The following is an 18,436-nucleotide window of genomic DNA, read 5'->3' as shown; positions in this document are numbered from 1 at the left end:
ACTCCTTTACCCTTTTAATTTATTAATTAGGGGCTCTTATGCAGTTGTGTAGACAACTGTCTTTTCATAATTGCAATTTATCCAATATCATACTGCTAAATACTTGTCTCAAATAAGCCCTTAACTATCCCTTAGGCTTGTCTACAAAATTCGTCATAAGATTTACAAACGACTCTACTTGTGGCAATTGCAACATACTTGGATCATAACTCATATATGTTGAACGTATCAGCGGTTCATTATCGATTTCAACTTTTTCAAATTCAAATTGTTCCTTACTTATATTTTTCATCATGATTTCAGGCAAAATTGTTACACCAACACCGCTAATCAACATTTCTTTACACGTTGCAACTTGATCTACTGTAATCGTAGCATGATAATCCTGTTCGAGATTATCGTTATACCATTGTTTAATTTGATTGATGTAAATAGGATCTGCTTGGAATTCTATGAAAGGTAATTTAGTTACATCATCACGTCTATCTTTAGGATAAATAAAGTAATGATCATCATTAAACAAATGAGAATTTGCTAAATTCATGACCTTATTTCCACGTGTTATCATTACATGATAATCTCTATGATTTGCTTTAATTTGCTCTGTTGATCCAACTTGTACTTGTATTTCAACATTAGGAAATTGCGAATTATACAAACTTAATACTTCTGGCAGTAAAGTTTGACCAATCAATGAAGAACATCCAATGGAAATAGTACCATTTACTTCACCAATATGTGCTTGCATTTTATCAAAAAACAATCGTTCCCTTTTCAACATATCACGCGCATGTTCAATAATCATTGTACCTTCAGTTGTTGTAATCAGTTGCTTTTTTGTTCTAATAAAAATATCTACACCAAATGCATTTTCAATCGCTTTTAACCTCTGTGTAACAGCCGGTTGCGATATATACAAAATTTCAGCTGCTTTGCGTAAAGTTTTTGTTTCATCTAATGTGATTAACAAACGATAATCTTCAATCTTCATAATTTCCCCCCATAAATTATTCATATACTGCCTTTTATTGATTTTAACAACCAAATTGCATAATAAACGAATAATTTCCACCAATTTTGCTGGTATGGCTACATTTAACTTTACTTCATGTTCTTTTGATGTTGGTGTTTGTTGTTAGCTTGTTTATACTGTTTAGGATTTAGAGCTTTACTCTTTTCATTATTTGATTTATTTTGTGGTTTATGATTATTTTTCTGAGCTTTTGCATTTATTTTCTTAAAACAATACATGATTTTCTTTTGAAAACCTTTAAAATCATTTTCTAGCTCTGCCATAATTTGATGTGCAATCATATACGCCTCATGAAATTGCTTTTTAGTAATTTGTTCACTTTCAAGCGCAAACATCAAATCATCTTCATCAACTAACTCATATTCACCACTTGGTAACGCTAAAACATCTAAACACAAATCAACTGTACGCGCATTACCTTTTTGAGTAATATTTTTAATATTAATATCAAAATAATATTCTAATGGATTACCTTTATTATCAAACATTACAGTAATACTATAACGTTTCTTTTCAGGTAGTATTTGCAACCATTTATAATTGTCATCTGCGACAATAATATTTTGTCCAACTACCGTCACCTCTAAAGGATCACGAACCTTTTTCATCGTGACTAAGCCTATAATACCCTTGAACCTATTATTATTAACTTTTACCTCTGTATACTCTCTATCAATTAGGCGACGCCAGTGACGTTTATCTATATACTTTACTTTCACAGTCACCAACTCCTTGTCATAATTATATTAAACTACATGATTGATGTCATGTCATGATGCGTTTTATATTTATTGTTTATCTAATGAAAATATTTATTATTATTTTACTACAACTCGACTCAATTTACTTAAAATAGACAATATTATTTAGATTGTACACATATTTCTTCATAACACTAATTTTATAGAAAATAAAAATGACATAAAATTACCATTATCGATACTAATCAATGTGTAACACATTGCATTTTATCAAAACTATATTTACAAAATTTTCCGTCCAATTAAATTCAAAAAAATAAAGTGATTTAAAGATTACAGAATCAACTTTAAATCACTTTATTTTTTATATTTGCTTCAAAGCATATTTTTCGATAACAGATTCAAGATGAGGAAATTGATTAAGTAGTTCACTTTGAGTAAACAATTCAAAATGTTCAAACTCAAATGACGGCTGACACATACAGCCAACTAAACTATAAGTATTTTCACTTTCAATTGACGAAGCAAAAATAGTCCCTTTGGGCACTACATATTGTAGTACATCACCATTTTCAATATCTGCGCCTAAAGTTACAGCTTTGTATTGCCCTTTCTTATCAATCATATGGATTGTGAGCGAACTACCCGCATGATAATACCAAACTTCATCAGCATCAATTCGATGAAAATGTGAAATATTATCATCCGTAAGTAAGAAATAAATACTACTGAATGGCGCTCTTTGCTCATTTGTCGTAACTTCTCTAATTGTTTCTTTATAGAAGCCACCTTCTGGATGCGATATTAAATTCAATTCGTTAATCCATTGTTGTGCTGTTTTCATTATTTGATATCCACGTTATGGAATACGTTTTGAACGTCTTCCAAATCTTCTAATGCATCTATTAATTTCTCAAATATTGCTTGGTCATCTTCTGATAACTCAATATCTGTTTGAGGAAGCATTTCAAATTCGGCTACTTTAAATTCTTCCACACCCGCTTCACGAAGTGCATCTTGAACAACTGCAAACTGATCTGGCTCCGCATATACTATTGTCAATCCGTTATCATCAATAACATCTTTTACATCGACATCTTTTTCCATTAATGTTTCAAGAATATCATCGACAGATTTGCCTTCAATACCAAATGTAGCAACATGATCAAACATATACGCTACTGAGCCGGATACACCCATGTTCCCACCATTTTTACCGAAAGCAGCACGAACATCTGAAGCAGTACGATTCACATTATTTGTCAATGCATCTACAATTAACATTGAACCACTTGGACCAAAGCCCTCATATCTTAAATGATCAAAGTTTTCATCTCCAGCACCTTTTGCTTTATCAATTGCCTTTTCAATAATATGATTTGGCACTGAATAAGTTTTAGCGCGTTCAAGAACTAATCTTAAAGCTTGGTTTGACTCTGGATTAGGTTCTCCCGATTTTGCAGCTACATATATTTCTTTACCAAATTTTGCATAAATTCTACTTGTATTTTTATCTTTTTGGGCCTTTTTCTCTTTAATGTTATTCCATTTACGTCCCATAATGTCATCTCGCTTTCGAACTGTTTAATTAACATTATTTATTATACATGATTTTTTACCGATTATATACATTTTCCCCATTAACGTTACTATAGACTTTCCCTTTTATTTTCAATTAATTCTTTAAAAATTGAATTTATAAAAAATGTGCCGATAAGCAAATAAACATGCTTTCGACACTCAATTTCAATTAAATATTTAAAAATTGTTCTACATCTTCAAATAAAGCATTAAATTTAGAAATATCTTCTTCATCTAAATAAATATAAATTTTACGCTCATCTTTGGATGATCTAACTTTACTTAATCTTTCTTTTTCAATCAATCTTCTAATAGAAACTAATAATTTTGTTCTACTTAATTCCAACTCATCCATTGCAGTTTTTAAAAACGCTTGCATGAGTACTTTTTCTTCTTTGCAAAACTTCATTGTTAAGTCTAATACTGCTAAATCATTCAGCGACAACTTATATTTCTTATCAATATATTCAGATAATGCTTTATATTGTTTATAGAAGCCAAGCAATGTTTCTAATTTCTCTGTATTCAAAATGTTGCACCCCCAAATATATAAAGACAATGCTTCTGTCATTATTATCTTAAATTTTTTTATCATTGTCTTTCTCATTTGTTTTTAATACGTTGTCAAAATTACCAACAAATGCAAATTAAATTTTGCAATACATATCAGAGTGCTATTTTTTACCTATTTTAATTATGTATAATGCATTGAAAGTAACGTTAATATTTAATGAATCATTACTAAAATTATGCTCTTTTATCTCGATTGCTGGTTTAAAATAATTGTCGATTTTTGATAGCAAACTCGAATTCCACTCATATTTATCTCTTAAATCCTTAGATATCAAATGATTAATATTGCCACTAATTTCATCTAATGTTTCAATTATTATAAGATACTTATCGTTTAAAACATTATTTTTAAAATTTATATAAACTTGACTATCCTCAAAATCACTTATTACTGTCTCACTTTCAATAACTCTCCAATCATATACCACAAGACAATAATAATTTTCTATATCAATAATAGAATAATAGCTATTCTCATATTTTGGCTTTGAGACAAATTCAATAAACTTCTCCAAAATAAGACCAAGTGTTGTTTTAAATCCATTTTTATCAAATAGATGCATTGCATTAAATGATTGATGATTATCAAAAATATTTAATCCAAATCCATCAAAATTATGATACAGCGCACTTAAAGTCTTATAAATTAATGGTGCACTGTTACTTAAATCACGTTCTTTATTATTAAGTAGCTTATGATTTTCAACGTTTAAAAAAATCAATTTTTCTTGTTCGAGATCGAGTTCATTGATAACTTGTTTTAAATTTTTAAAATGTAAAATGTTTTTTAAAAGTAATTCATCGCTTTCTCCCATTAAATAAGGACTACTTAAACTAGCATTATCAATAATTAATGAATCAAATTTCAACCTTTTAATTTGTGATACCAATGATTTATACTCTGACGGTTTCTCCAATAAACAAGTAATATTTAATCCTAACTTCACGTTTAACATAATATTATGTAGCTTTAAAATCATACGATATATTGTTCTAATTTCCAGTATTGATAAATCAAAAACAAAGTGTAATTCATACTTATTCGAATATTCTAATTCACTAGATGATAATTGCCTATATACTTTCATAAATGCTTCTTCGACATAATAGACTGTCTCAATTTCATTAATGTTAAATGCAATCTTTAAATTACTTTCAATTATAGTTTTAATGATTTCAACCTTTTCTACTTCAGATATAGTATTTTGACTGTTTAAAATGGAAGGCATGATAAAAAAAACAACCTGATCATCTGTTTTTAATAACGTTTTAAAAATACCTTCTAAGAAAACAAGCTTCATTTCAGTATACGTATTGATTTGAATAATTGTTTGAAATGATTTTGGGGTTTGAAATTTATCTTCATCAATATGTATTACATCAGTTAAATGATTTTTATAATGATCGATATAATCAATCACTACCTCTTTTATCTCATTAACTTTCTCCTCTTTTAGCAATTCAAATTTCAACATTATACATTTATCAAATTTTGATAAGTTGCGATACTCATTTGGCGTTATATCCATATAACTTTTGAACATTTTAGAATATGTAGAGCTGCTACTAAATCCAAGATGTTCACTAATATTGCTAATCGTACTATCCGATGTCAGTAAAATCTCTATCGACTTGCCAATTTTTAAAGTATCAATATATTTTTTGAAACCCATGCCCATTAGCAAATGAAATTGTGAAGATAAATTTGACTTAGACAGAAATAATTTATCAGCTACACTTTTTAAAGTTAAACGCTGATTAACATTTTGATAAATATATTCTAACTCATCTCGTAAGTCACCATAATAGGCATAACGATATTGGTTTTGGGCAATTTTTTTATCCATACTTGCTTCTTTTGCAATAATTGTAATAATTTCTTGTATTTTTCTTATATCAGCATCATTTAGGGTTTGATTTTCAAGATACCGATACGTCAGTTTTAATAATAAACATTTTAAATTATAGGATGATTTAATCAATTTTGCTGTATAGTGATAATTAAAAAAAGGAAAGCCTAATTCTGCAAACCAATCGCTACTTAAATACAACATAATCGTTTTCTTATTATTTTTCACACTAAAAACATCCAGATGATTAATAATATAAATATCATCCTCAATTATTTTACTTTTACGAAATTTTTGTAGTTCGATTTCCCCTTCAATCGGCCAAAATAAGACAATGCCATCTTGGCAACGTGTCGTCGCATACTCATTATTAGTAAGTATATGCAAGCATGAATTTGCCATAACTTTACCTCTTTCTTTACTTAAGTAGCAATTTTATCATTCCCTATAATATTTAACTTATTTAATTAAACGTAAATTTAACACAATACGAATACTAAATCAAAAATAAATAATTCTATATAATGGGTATTTTTTAAACTTTTATAACAATCATTTAAATATTACAAAAATAGATGTAGTCATTTTAATTAAACTATCTAATTAAAAACACACCGCTTTTTAGTATTTTCAAAATAATTTTAAATGACCACATCTACAATTTATTACTATTTTCTATTTCCAGCATAGCGATTACTTCGATTAACAGTAATTTTTTCAAATTAAAACTGAAATATTTATGATTTAATATAGTGCCATATTAAAGAAGTTAACTAAAATGAATTATCATTATCACTTGTGACTTCATCAGAAAATAAACTTATTATTCAAACGATTAATTCAATAATGTAGATTTTGGATGAATGAAAAGCTATGATTATTGATTACTTTAAATTATCAACACTTTCTTGACTAAATAATAATTAGAAAATAAGTCGTATTTTTACTATATAGTTAAATTGACTTATTAAAAATGCGATTGCTAAATTGAAAATCACAGTCAAAAAAGATATTATTTCTTTAAAAATTAAAATATAGCTTTAACTGAATAACAAATTACAATGAAGTACTTTTAACGTTTACAATATGATTAATCGTTTATCTACGAAATGTATTTGCTAAATAAAGGATATCTTTAATAATATTTAGCAAATTAATAAATAAGTTGAAACCCATTTCTTGCGGAGAATATTCTCCTCGTTTCAAACGATTAAAATCATATAACGTATATAGTAAAAATAGTAATAGACTTACGACCGTAATCACTGTATAAAAAATAGGATTGCGAAGAAATATACCAATAATACTTGCAATAATTAATGCGATTAAAGTAACAAACAAATATTTACCAATACTTGAAGCATCACCTACAACAAAATAGCCAATGACACCAAAGACAATAAATGCAAAAACTGCCAATGCTATATTTTTATAGAAAATATCTGGTCCTAAATTCTGTAAATATGTGGCAAAGGTAGCATATGATAGTAGTCCTATACCTACAGCATATATATTCGAAATAATTAAACCGAATCGCCTTGCTCGATTAAATATAAGTGTAGCTAGAATTATAATGAGTAAACCGAATGATAAAGGCTGTCGCCAACTTAGTGGTAAAAATTGTCCTAAATAACAACCCACACCAAATATAATCCAGTAATACATAAAATACAGCCAAACCTTACTTATGGAATGATCTTGTTGCTTTGTTTGATTTTGTTGATAATACGAATGATTAGTATTATGTGCCAATGTAATGCCCCCTTTGTCATTTTATGCGTCAAATTTTACAGTAAATTTTATTTCTTCAAAAGAAATAACCTTTAACACCGAATGTCATTTTACACTTTTAAATGTTACAAAATATATTTTTTGCTTAATGGAAAAACGAATTAAATTGCTCTTATTCTCCACCAAATCAGCTTTTTCCAACTTTTATTTCAAAATCCTAAAATGTTAATAATATTACAAGATAATAACAAACCACACAAAGCAACTAATTTTTGATAATATGGAAAGCGTAATAAAAAACGAAACTTAATTTACTATATAAATTGTTTTACAAATTTTAAAAAGTAGTAAATCTTATTTTTAAGGAGGAGTCCCTTTGAAAAAATTAGCATTTGCAGTAACCGCAACATCTGGTGCAGCAGCATTTTTAACGCATCATGATGCACAAGCATCTACACAACATACAGTACAATCTGGTGAATCTTTATGGAGTATTGCACAACAATACAACACTTCAGTAGAGAGTATTAAACAAAGCAACCAATTAGATAACAACTTAGTATTTCCTGGTCAAGTTATCTCAGTAGGTGGAAGTGGTGCACAAAGTACATCAAACACTTCTTCACATTATGGTTCAGCATCATCTCATACTGTACAAGCTGGTGAATCATTAAACATTATCGCTAGCAGATATGGTGTATCTGTTGATCAATTAATGGCAGCTAATAACCTAAGTGGTTATTTAATTATGCCTAACCAAACTTTACAAATTCCTAATGGTGGATCTGGTGGTACTACTCCAACAGCTGCTACTAACACAAATGGCAATACATCATCATTTAACCATCAAAACCTATATACTGAAGGTCAATGTACTTGGTACGTATTTGACCGTCGTGCTCAAGCTGGCAAACCAATTAGCACATATTGGTCAGATGCAAAATATTGGGCTGGTAATGCAGCTAACGATGGATACCAAGTTAACAACACACCATCAGTTGGTTCAATCATGCAAAGTACACCTGGGCCATATGGACACGTTGCTTATGTTGAACGTATCAATGGCGATGGTAGTATCCTTATTTCTGAAATGAATTATACGTATGGTCCATATAACATGAACTACCGTACTATTCCAGCTTCAGAAGTTTCTAGCTATGCATTTATACACTAATTAAATAAATTGCACTGATATATACTAGCAATTCACAACAAGTGATATTGCTAGTTTTTTAATTTGAAAAAAATTTTCATTTTAGTCCAAAAAAATTTACTAGTTTCAATTTTGCTATTATTATCGTTTTTTGTATGAATGGTAGTTAGGTAAAAGATAATGAAATATACTTTCGATTAAATTAAATGAATAATATATTAAAAATCAAAATAATGCAACTAAGTTGACTTTATATAGACTATATAATGATTTCAAATGTTATACCAGTATTTTACGCTTTTTTATCTACATACACAAATTTATATTAAATGAAGTTCAATACAATTTAGGGTAATCATATAAATTGCTAACTATTTAAACGATTTTGTATTGTAAATAGGATGGTATCCTCGATACAGGTATCATCCTTTTTACAATGCTTTATTCAATAATATAGTAACCTTAAATCCAATATTTCTATGCAGCTAACAATTGATCGCGTCGTATAAATCCTAAAAATCAGCAGTAAGATATTTTCTATTAAAAAACTTCTTTATAAATGACAAAACTTCAGTACCACATATTATACGTGATACTGAAGTTTTATTTGAAATCCTATTAGAAAAATAAGTTAAGGATATAGAATAATAATGCTGCTAATATAGCGGAAATTGGCAATGTAATTACCCATGTAATAATCATTCTCTGTGCAGTACTCCACTTAACACCTTTTGCTCTGTTAGAAGCACCTACACCTAAAATTGATGATGAAACAACGTGTGTTGTTGATAATGGGAAATGTAATGATGACGCAACGAAAATTGTTAATGCAGATGATAAATCAGCCGCTGCACCATTAGCAGGACGAATTTTCATAATATTACCACCTACAGTTTTGATAATTTTCCAACCACCAATAGCGGTACCAAGACCCATAGCTGTTGCACAGGCAACCTTAACCCATAATTGAGGTTCTACACTACCATCAGTTTGTACATTTGCAACAATCAAAGCTAATGTAATAATCCCCATAGATTTTTGTGCATCGTTTGTACCATGTGAAAATGATTGTAACGCTGCTGTGAAGATTTGGAAAAATCTAAAGTTACGGTTCGCTCTTGTTAAGTTTGCATTTTTAAATATCACTTTAAAAATAGAATACATTAAAAAACCAACACAAAATGCAATAATCGGTGAAACAATTAATACAATAATAATTTTTGTGAACCCTTGATAATGTAAAACTGAAAACGAACCTTCAGAAGCAATCGCAGCGCCCGCAATTGACCCTATTAGAGCATGAGATGACGAACTCGGTATACCATAAAACCATGTAGCTAAATTCCAAACGATAGCTGCTAATATTGCTGCTAATACAACAACTAATCCATTTTCTAATTTAAATGGATCGACAATGTCTTTAGTAATAGTGCCTGCAACGCCCGTAAATGTTAAAGCACCTATAAAGTTCATCACTGCTGCCATTAAAATTGCCGTTTTTGGCGTTAACGCTCTAGTCGATACTGCAGTAGCTACTGCATTGGCTGTATCATGGAAACCATTGATAAAGTCAAATACCAGCGAGAAAATAACTACAGCTATAGTGACGATGATTATATATGACATAAATATATACTCCCCTTAGCTATTTTTCATAATTATAGTTTCAAAATTATTTGCTACGATTTGACATTTATCAGCAATTTCTTCCATACTTTCATAAATATCTTTTATTTTTATTAATGTGATTGGATCAGTTTCGCTATTGAAAATATGTTTAATTGACTGTCTTAAAATACCATCACAGTTTGTTTCAAATTCTTTAATATTAATTGAATGGATACGCATATGTGATAACTTTTTATCTACTAATAAACCAACTGCAAGTTTCATCTCTGCTACAGCTTTTTGAATGTTATCAACAAATTCAGCCATATATTCATCCGTGTATTCAATTGAATACATTTCAAACATAGCAGCTGTCTCTTCAATTGCATCTAAAACATCATCAATTGCATCACATAATGATAAAATATCTTCACGTTCAATTGGTGTGATAAATGTTTGATTTAAATCAGTAATAACTTGATGTACTAATTCGTCACCATGTGACTCGTAAGTTTTAATGTTATCTGAGTATGCTTTTAAGTCTAAATGAGTATTGAAGTCCATTTTACCGAATTCAATAGCGGCACGATCTAGATTGAAAACCATCTCTTCTAATTGAACCATAAACTTATCTTTTTTCTTACTAAACATTTAAAATCCTCCATTTAAGCGATTGTCACCAATCACATTCAGTTATAATTTGTTTCAAATAAGACAAGTGAATTTACAAACTAATGATACAAATTTGTTATTATCAATCGTCAGTATGTTTTTAGTGTACTGATATTAATTTCAAATATGCCTCACAGTAAATATTTACTGTATTTGCCCTTATATGAAAATAGCACAAAATTTACAATCCCACAATTCAATTTACAAATTTTTAACAAAGACGAAACTTAATATTTACACAAAATTTAAATAGTCGTAGGCGTTTGTTTAAAAATCCTTGTTTAATAAGCATTCTTTTATCTATATATATCTAAAAATTGTAAATTAAAATCATTGAAAATTTTACAGTGATACAATTTGCATTACATAACTTTTACATATTAATTAGTATACAATGCCTTTTCGAACTATTTGTGTTATTTATATCATTCAACACTTGCTCCTCTATTTTCTCATATTTATTATTTTTCACAAATTTTGAGTCCATGTTTTCAATTTCAAGAACCCTAAAAATAATGAAAATAAAAAGTAAAAACTATTCAATCATTTCAATTTATTCATAGAACTTAAAAAAGCTTCCAGCGAAGTAACTTAGATTTTTATCTGTTACTTCGCTGAAAGCCGTAAAATATAATTATACTGAATGCCTAATTGTGCGTTTCGAATGATTATAAGCAGTTATAGCAAATATAGCATACATACAAACATATAAGCCCATCACTATAAAAATAGGTATTTGATTCGTAGTACCTATTAACTTCATATAAGCTAATGAAGTAAAATACGCATGTGAGAGCGCGATAACTAAAGGCAACCCGAAATTAAAAAGAATCTTAAATTTAAGACCTCTCGCCATATCTTTTTGTGTAAATCCAAGTTTTCTTAAAATACTATAATTTTCCAATTCATCTTCAGTCTCATCTATTTGTTTAATGTAAATGATACAACAAACAGCAATTAAGAATGTAACACCTAAAAATGATGTCACAAATAACAGTATTCCTGTCAAACTAGATATAGAACTTGCTGCTTCACTTCTCGTTTCTATTGATTTATCTACTTTATTTTTGGCTTTTTCTAATGCCAGTGCATCTTTTTTATATTTTAAATCGAACCCAAATTGCGAAACAATATGTTTAGTCTTAGTATATTTTCTTATTTCTTGATAGTCTTGATCATTTAAAACAAACGTTGGCCCACCCAAATCAACATCCGTCATAAAATATATTTTGTTAATATCTTTTCGCAACTTGATATCAACATGATGCTTTTTAGTTCCTATAATGGCTTTACCATGTTTCTTGTGTTTAACTAAATCTTTAATTGCTCCTTCTGCTACGAACAAATCAGCTTGACCACGTTTTAAATTTGTATTGGGTATATATTTATCACTAGTTATCGTTACATTATATGGTTCTTTCATTTTCACATCAAACAAGTCATCTTTATATAATTTTGTGTGTATAACTTCTTTGTAATTATAAAAATGAGGTATCTTTTGATTATTCAATTCACTAGCTAACTCATTAGCTTTTTGTTGATTTCTAATTGTAACGTCATGTGGTGAACTATATTTAATTTCACTTTCTAAAGACGCTCTACTGATTGCAGCAAAACATAAAACTGACACAGTGATTGCAGAAATGATTGCCATAACAGTCAACGAAAATGCATTTTTCTTGATTCGATACATAATCGATGACGAAAACATCACATCATTTACACTGATAACACCTTTTCTAAATTTTTTTACCATTTTAAAAACAAGTGAAACTGAACTTTTGAAAAAGAAATAAGCACCTATTACTGTTGAAAATAAAATAAATAACAAAATGCCAATAGAATTATAATATTGGACTATATTAAGAGAGAGATAATATCCAGTGATAATCAATATAATACCTAGGATACCTAGAATAACTTCTTCAAATGTAATTTTATTATGGTTACTTTCTTTTACTTGATTATTTTTAGAAAGTTGTGAAATAGATTGCTTAAATACTAAAACAAAATTTTGAATTGCGGTAAATAAATAAGCAACACCAATTAATAATAATGTTTCAATAACTGCTCTTAAACTAAAAATAATCGGCACTTTTTCTTTAATGCCTAACAATGTAAATACAATCATCAATAAAATTTTCGAACCGAAAATGCCTATAATGATACCTAGCGTCGCCGTAATTATAAATAATAATAATTGTTCAAGCATCAAAATATATAAAATATTGAATTTAGATAACCCTAGTGTTTGATATAACGCTAGCTCATAACTTCTATGCTTAATAAATAGGACATTAGCATATAATAAAAATGCGATTATGATAAAGAATAAAAAGTAACTACCTACTTGTGATCCTTCTTTAATGATGGGGTATGATTCTGTCATATTAATTTTATGTGCATATTTTAACGCTACAAAGCTAAAGTACAAAACTACACTCGTTATTAAAGAAAATAAATAAATGGCATAATGCGATAAGTTTTGTCGGAAATTTTTAAATATAATCTGATTAAAGCTCATAATTAACGCCACCTAGAACACTTTGAACTCGCATTATTTCTTTGAAAAATGTTTGTTTTTCATCATCACCTTGATATAATTCAGTAAAAATTTGACCATCTTTAAGCATTATCACTCTATTGGCATAGCTAGCTGCAACAGGATCGTGTGTAACCATAATGATTGTAGACTTAAATTCTTTATTCATTTTTGTTAATCGTTTCAATAAATCATGTGTACTTTTCGAATCAAGCGCACCTGTTGGTTCATCGGCAAAGATAATTGACGGAAGAGTAATAAATGCCCTTGCAGCTGAAGTTCTTTGTCGTTGTCCACCAGATAGTTCAGATGGGTATTTTTCACTAATATCAAAAATATTTAATGCTTCAGCTACTCTTTGATAACGATTTAGCATTATGTCTTTATCTAGTTTTTGAACGGTTAACGGCAACATAATGTTTTCTTTAACTGTCAAAGTATGAAGCAAATTATATTCTTGAAAAATAAAACCAATTTCATACTTTCGAATATCAGATAAGTCTTTATTAGAGAGTTTTTCTAATTTTTGCCCTTTTAATGTAATGGAGCCTTGCGAAATATAATCGATTGAACTCAAAACATTTAATAGCGTTGTCTTTCCAGATCCAGAAGGACCCATAATTGCTATAAATTCACCCTCTTCTACCGACATATTAATATCTCGCAGAACTTCTTGTGCCATTTTTCTATTTCCATATATTTTTGTTAATTGTTTTACTTCTAAAATTGCCACTTTAACACTCCTATAATTTAGCTTAACTTCATTTTCATTAAGTTTTGGCACTAATATCTTCAATTTAACATATGACTAACATCTATTTTATTATATCGTTGAAGTTGATTAGAGGTATCAATTCAAAGTAACAAAACGCATGTTTAAAATGACAAATTTGTCACTTCTGACATGCGTTCAACAATTTCATTTTGTAATGGGAAAACTAAACTGACTGTTGTCCCTTTACCGACAGCAGATGTAACATCGACCTGAATCCCTAATTGATTTTTCACATTATTTACTAAATATAATCCCATACCTGAAGATGTTGTTTCATTTCGATTTGCAGTTGACGTGAAACCACGTTCAAAAATTCGAGGCATATCTTTCTTACTAATACCTCTTCCATGGTCTTTAATAATCAAAGATACATGTTTGTCGATTAATTCTGTTCTAATTTCAATATTATAATTTTCACTATATTTCAATGCATTAGATAAAATTTGTCTAATAATCATGCGACACCACTTAATATCTGTATAAACATAATCATCAACTTTAAAGTCAACATCAAAACCGATTCCTTTAACTTGACTAATATGTCTAGTTAATTGAATTTCATCAATAACCATGCGTTTAAGAGGTACATAATCAAAATACATATCTTTTCGTTGTGACTCTAACCTTGTAATATAAAGTTGGGTATCTAACATTGAATTAATACGAGACCATTCATATAATAGTGCTTGTTTTCTTTCATGATTTTCTTCTTGATCAATTAGTAATTTCATGGCTGTCACTGGCGTTTTTATATCATGCACAAATTCAGTAATGGTTTGTTCATGCATATTCAATTGTAACTGTTGATCAACAAACTTATCTTTATACGCTAAAATTTGTCGATATAAATAATCCACAGTTTCGCGTTGAAATGGTGTCTCTGCTAAATCTTTATGTTTAATCTCCTCAATTTCTTTATCTTTATCAAAATGCTTATATAACTTTACTTCTTTAAAATACGTTATGATTAAAAAAATCAATGTCAAACTTAAATTAAGCGAAACAATATAAAACACACTATCAATTGGAAAATCATAATCAATTAGACTAATTACTAACATTATAAAATTCAAAAATAATATCCAAAATATCCAATTCATACGTGATTTAAGGAAATATCCTACCCATTTTAAATTATTCATGTGCCATATATCCTTTTCCTACTTTGGTTTCAATTGCACTATCCATTCCTATTTCAGATAATTTTTTACGCAAACGGTTCACATTAACCGTTAAAGTATTATCACTAACAAATGCTTCATCATCCCATAAAGCAGTAATTATTGTATCTCTAGAGACAATTTGATTCTTTTTAGTAATCAGTATTTCTAATATAATCATTTCAGTTTTTGATAAAAATATAGTTTCATCACCTTTTTGAATACTATCTTTTGATAAATCTACTACTGCATCTTGCCATGTAAGTGTACGTTTTTCTTCTGCAGTAAATTCATAGACGCGACGATAAATCGCTTGTAATTTAGCGATTAAGACATTAGTATAAAAAGGCTTTTGCATGTAATCATCTGCACCTAACTCCATGCTCATAACTTGATCCATTGGATTATCACGAGATGATAAAAATAATATTGGTACATTAGATACCTCTCTCATTTTTCGACACCAATAAAATCCATCATATTTAGGCAATTGAACGTCTAATATTACAATTTCAGGATTGAAGCTTTCAAATGTATCCATCACTTTACCGAAATCTTCTATACCAGCAACGTTAAAATCCCATTGTTCTAATTCTTTTTTCAATTCTTGAAATAAAGTATTGTCATCTTCAACTAATAATATTTGCATTCATATCACCTGGTATCATTTAGTATATTTCATATTTTCCCCTGATTTTAAACGACTTTGAAAATCTTTTATACGACAATCTACTTCAAAGCCACGAATCATCATTTTTTGCATTGGTGCTTGTATAAAATAATAAATCAGCCAAAATACGCGAGGTATATAATCATACAGATGGATATAGACTACTGCAGATTCTTTAATAAACCTAAATTCAAGTTTGCCTTGCGTGACTGCATTGTTTTTGACTATACTCCCGCTTATTAATTTCAAAGTTATTATTCCAGCGGCCGTTTCCATTATTTTAAATACAGCAAGCGGCCGTGCTTTATTTTTTATATAAACTTTAACTAAATCTTGTACTTTCTCCGTTTTCACAAATGTCCCTTTTGTATGTCCCATCCATGCGATAAAGTGATTAACCAAATGTTGTAGTGTCCATCCTTTTGGCAACGGTACTTTCATTGTTGACCTAACATCATCATATTTAGATACTTGCAACTCTACATTGACTAAAGAGCGTTTAAAAACTACGTTTGTTGTTTCAACAGTAATACCATATGCCCCTAAACGTTCAATTGTTTCATTATCATATCGACTTCCAGGTATATATATCACTTTTTTAATTTGATTTATAGCAGCTGCTCGTCCAAAATTATCAGCTGCAATTAACGTTAAGTCTCTTGCTGAAGATTGAGTAATCTTAGCAGAATTTTTCGTTGGATCTATAAAAAATACTGCAATATCTATTTGATTCATTGCCTTTACTACTTGATCGTAGTGATATATATCACATTGAATCCAAGTCATGTCGACAACATCTGTTTTTTTATTTTCAGGATATTTTGAAATAACATAAAGCTCCGCATCATTTTCAATAACTTCACTTAAATATTTACCGATATATCCTGTTCCACCTGCTAATAAAACTTTAGGTTTCATATAAAATACTCCTTTAAACTGTAACCAAAAAACATATTACTCCACCTTTTAGTCACATATATATTATAATAGTAGCAAATGTTTTAAAATTCCAAAATACTGGAGGCTTTTCATGGCCCATATCATACGAAGAGTTAGTATCAAAGATGTTGAGAACTTTATTTCAATGTTATCAAAAATTTACGACGAATCTCCATATATGTTTTATACACCTGGAGAATATGACCCTAGTGTAACGTCAGCTAGTAAGCAATTAGAAGAATATATTACTTCTCCGTATAAAGTCATATTTGTAGCTGAGAGTGATGAACAACTTGTTGGCTTTGCATTTGTTAACACGATGCATTTCAAACGAATTAAACATGTTGCTAAAATCGATTTAGGTGTTAAAAAGCTTTATCAGCATCGTGGTATAGGTCAAGCACTTTTAGATGCTATTACGGCATGGTGCTTAAATAATCAAATACATCGCATTGAAGCAAATGTACCACTCAATAATCAGCCTGCACTTGAACTTTTTAAAAGTGCTGATTTTCAAATTGAAGGTGTATTGAAAGATAAATTATTTATCGACGGTAAATATTATGATGACTACATGATGGCTAAAATTCTTAATTAAAGCTATTTTATCATAATTTTGAATTAGAATCGCATTACAACAAATGTCTATGCACTTTCTTCATTCAATTTAAAGCACTAAAATTCAAATCAAAAAATACTTGAGGATTTCGACATGACAAATCAACATATAATAATAAAGCACCACTAATGTGTACTTGATTTATAATCAAATACCTTTAGTGGTGTTTTACTATATTTATATTTTTAATTTTCTTTACTATAGAAATCTTCAATCTTAAAATCTATATTTGGTAATTTTTCGTATATTGAATCCTTTCCTTGATTATTTTGATTGTAGGTCTCTTCAGATATCAATTTACTTTTACGTTTAATTCCATAGTCTTGTACAAATAGATTATTACTTCTATTTATTTTGTAATACGGTACAACATGAGCGCTAAATTTTACGCGACGATAAATCAATTCCATTGCCAATGCGTAATATTTATTTGTCTCGTATAACCATAAATGATCTATAGAGACCCCTGCGACGACCACATCTTTTAATAATATTCTTACGTTTGGTTTAAATGTGCTATGCCTATCTAAATAATTTTTATATAATACTCGCTGAATACGTCCACTAACTATTACACGTTTATTTTTAAATGGTTTTAATGATAATCTAGTCATTTCCTTTCACTACCTTATTCCAAATCACTTTATACTCAATCTATATTTTTATATTTTCGTTTTAAATTCATTTCATATTATCAATTTATTATATCACGTTTGCGAAATTTTTTGATAATTTAGTTGTAAAAAGTTATTTTATGTAAAAATACGTATTATTTCTAAATCAAAACCACCCGTGTGAACGGGTGGTTTGTTCTACGGCTATAAGCCTT

At 28.9% G+C, this 18,436-nt stretch carries 17 protein-coding genes; 2 read left to right on the top strand and 15 right to left on the bottom strand.

What is annotated here, in order from left to right:
• Positions 1–124 precede the first annotated feature (124 nt).
• The 7 genes from CD116_RS03105 to CD116_RS03075 form a co-directional block, all read right to left on the bottom strand.
• Positions 125–991, bottom strand: coding sequence for a LysR family transcriptional regulator (locus CD116_RS03105; protein ID WP_047531702.1), 867 nt, complete (start codon positions 989–991; stop codon positions 125–127).
• Between the two features lie 110 nt (positions 992–1,101).
• A complete protein-coding gene (locus CD116_RS03100; protein ID WP_047531700.1) occupies positions 1,102–1,752 on the bottom strand; it encodes a ribonuclease FAU-1 family protein in 651 nt (216 codons plus the stop codon).
• Between the two features lie 346 nt (positions 1,753–2,098).
• Positions 2,099–2,578 (bottom strand): cupin domain-containing protein, encoded by a 480-nt coding sequence (locus CD116_RS03095; protein WP_047551614.1) that lies wholly within the window; start codon positions 2,576–2,578, stop codon positions 2,099–2,101.
• Positions 2,578–3,294 carry a YebC/PmpR family DNA-binding transcriptional regulator gene (locus tag CD116_RS03090; protein ID WP_047531694.1) on the bottom strand — a complete coding sequence of 239 codons (717 nt, stop codon included), beginning with the start codon at positions 3,292–3,294 and terminating at the stop codon, positions 2,578–2,580. Before CD116_RS03090 ends, CD116_RS03095 begins: the two co-directional genes overlap by 1 nt.
• A 190-nt stretch (positions 3,295–3,484) precedes the next feature.
• Positions 3,485–3,844 (bottom strand): HTH-type transcriptional regulator SarX, encoded by a 360-nt coding sequence (gene sarX / locus CD116_RS03085; protein WP_047428644.1) that lies wholly within the window; start codon positions 3,842–3,844, stop codon positions 3,485–3,487.
• Positions 3,845–3,989: 145 nt separating this feature from the next.
• Positions 3,990–6,140, bottom strand: coding sequence for a helix-turn-helix transcriptional regulator (locus CD116_RS03080; RefSeq protein WP_047531692.1), 2,151 nt, complete (start codon positions 6,138–6,140; stop codon positions 3,990–3,992).
• Between the two features lie 696 nt (positions 6,141–6,836).
• Positions 6,837–7,490 carry a Bax inhibitor-1/YccA family protein gene (locus CD116_RS03075; RefSeq protein ID WP_047551611.1) on the bottom strand — a complete coding sequence of 218 codons (654 nt, stop codon included), beginning with the start codon at positions 7,488–7,490 and terminating at the stop codon, positions 6,837–6,839.
• Between the two features lie 355 nt (positions 7,491–7,845).
• Between CD116_RS03075 and CD116_RS03070 the strand changes: the two genes are divergently transcribed.
• Positions 7,846–8,643 (top strand): LysM peptidoglycan-binding domain-containing protein, encoded by a 798-nt coding sequence (locus tag CD116_RS03070; RefSeq protein WP_047449744.1) that lies wholly within the window; start codon positions 7,846–7,848, stop codon positions 8,641–8,643.
• A 597-nt stretch (positions 8,644–9,240) separates the two neighbouring features.
• Here the strand turns inward: CD116_RS03070 and CD116_RS03065 are convergent.
• The 7 genes from CD116_RS03065 to graX all read right to left on the bottom strand — a co-directional run bounded on the left by CD116_RS03065 (position 9,241) and on the right by graX (position 16,967).
• Complete coding sequence (locus CD116_RS03065; RefSeq protein WP_000120372.1) at positions 9,241–10,248, bottom strand: inorganic phosphate transporter; 1,008 nt, start codon at positions 10,246–10,248, stop codon at positions 9,241–9,243.
• Between the two features lie 15 nt (positions 10,249–10,263).
• Positions 10,264–10,881 (bottom strand): DUF47 domain-containing protein, encoded by a 618-nt coding sequence (locus CD116_RS03060; protein ID WP_000491755.1) that lies wholly within the window; start codon positions 10,879–10,881, stop codon positions 10,264–10,266.
• Between the two features lie 655 nt (positions 10,882–11,536).
• Positions 11,537–13,426, bottom strand: a complete 1,890-nt coding sequence (locus CD116_RS03055; protein ID WP_047551607.1) for an FtsX-like permease family protein — start codon at positions 13,424–13,426, stop codon at positions 11,537–11,539.
• A complete protein-coding gene (gene vraF, locus CD116_RS03050; RefSeq protein ID WP_047551604.1) occupies positions 13,416–14,177 on the bottom strand; it encodes an ABC transporter ATP-binding protein VraF in 762 nt (253 codons plus the stop codon). The genes CD116_RS03055 and vraF overlap by 11 nt, the downstream gene beginning before the upstream one ends.
• A gap of 143 nt (positions 14,178–14,320) precedes the next feature.
• Positions 14,321–15,361, bottom strand: a complete 1,041-nt coding sequence (graS, locus tag CD116_RS03045) for a histidine kinase GraS/ApsS (RefSeq protein ID WP_047551601.1) — start codon at positions 15,359–15,361, stop codon at positions 14,321–14,323.
• Positions 15,354–16,028, bottom strand: coding sequence for a response regulator transcription factor GraR/ApsR (gene graR / locus CD116_RS03040; protein ID WP_001166502.1), 675 nt, complete (start codon positions 16,026–16,028; stop codon positions 15,354–15,356). The genes graS and graR overlap by 8 nt, the downstream gene beginning before the upstream one ends.
• Positions 16,029–16,043: 15 nt before the next feature.
• The gene (gene graX, locus CD116_RS03035) at positions 16,044–16,967 is read right to left on the bottom strand and encodes an auxiliary protein GraX/ApsX (protein ID WP_047551597.1); all 924 of its coding nucleotides are present in this window, start codon (positions 16,965–16,967) and stop codon (positions 16,044–16,046) included.
• 112 nt (positions 16,968–17,079) lie between these two features.
• On the opposite strand from graX, the gene CD116_RS03030 reads away from it, so the two are divergent.
• A complete protein-coding gene (locus tag CD116_RS03030) occupies positions 17,080–17,586 on the top strand; it encodes a GNAT family N-acetyltransferase (protein WP_047551594.1) in 507 nt (168 codons plus the stop codon).
• Positions 17,587–17,792: 206 nt separating this feature from the next.
• Here CD116_RS03030 and CD116_RS03025 read toward each other — a convergent pair whose 3' ends face one another.
• Positions 17,793–18,221 (bottom strand): hypothetical protein, encoded by a 429-nt coding sequence (locus CD116_RS03025; RefSeq protein WP_047427563.1) that lies wholly within the window; start codon positions 18,219–18,221, stop codon positions 17,793–17,795.
• Positions 18,222–18,436 lie beyond the last annotated feature (215 nt).

Source organism: Staphylococcus schweitzeri (genome assembly GCF_002902405.1).
GTDB classification, from domain to species: Bacteria; Bacillota; Bacilli; order Staphylococcales; family Staphylococcaceae; genus Staphylococcus; species Staphylococcus schweitzeri.
The sequence above is the reverse complement of the archived record's forward strand: the minus strand, read 5'-3'. Positions and strand labels throughout refer to the sequence as shown.

Excerpts from the sequence above, each read along its gene's own strand:
- graX (WP_047551597.1), bottom strand. The coding sequence starts at position 16,967 with ATGAAACCTAAAGTTTTATTAGCAGGTGGAACAGGATATATCGGTAAA.
- CD116_RS03055 (WP_047551607.1), bottom strand. The coding sequence starts at position 13,426 with ATGAGCTTTAATCAGATTATATTTAAAAATTTCCGACAAAACTTATCG.
- graS (WP_047551601.1), bottom strand. The coding sequence starts at position 15,361 with ATGAATAATTTAAAATGGGTAGGATATTTCCTTAAATCACGTATGAAT.
- CD116_RS03090 (WP_047531694.1), bottom strand. The coding sequence starts at position 3,294 with ATGGGACGTAAATGGAATAACATTAAAGAGAAAAAGGCCCAAAAAGAT.
- CD116_RS03060 (WP_000491755.1), bottom strand. The coding sequence starts at position 10,881 with ATGTTTAGTAAGAAAAAAGATAAGTTTATGGTTCAATTAGAAGAGATG.
- graR (WP_001166502.1), bottom strand. The coding sequence starts at position 16,028 with ATGCAAATATTATTAGTTGAAGATGACAATACTTTATTTCAAGAATTG.
- CD116_RS03105 (WP_047531702.1), bottom strand. The coding sequence starts at position 991 with ATGAAGATTGAAGATTATCGTTTGTTAATCACATTAGATGAAACAAAA.
- CD116_RS03080 (WP_047531692.1), bottom strand. The coding sequence starts at position 6,140 with ATGGCAAATTCATGCTTGCATATACTTACTAATAATGAGTATGCGACG.
- CD116_RS03095 (WP_047551614.1), bottom strand. The coding sequence starts at position 2,578 with ATGAAAACAGCACAACAATGGATTAACGAATTGAATTTAATATCGCAT.
- CD116_RS03025 (WP_047427563.1), bottom strand. The coding sequence starts at position 18,221 with ATGACTAGATTATCATTAAAACCATTTAAAAATAAACGTGTAATAGTT.
- CD116_RS03030 (WP_047551594.1), top strand. The coding sequence starts at position 17,080 with ATGGCCCATATCATACGAAGAGTTAGTATCAAAGATGTTGAGAACTTT.
- CD116_RS03065 (WP_000120372.1), bottom strand. The coding sequence starts at position 10,248 with ATGTCATATATAATCATCGTCACTATAGCTGTAGTTATTTTCTCGCTG.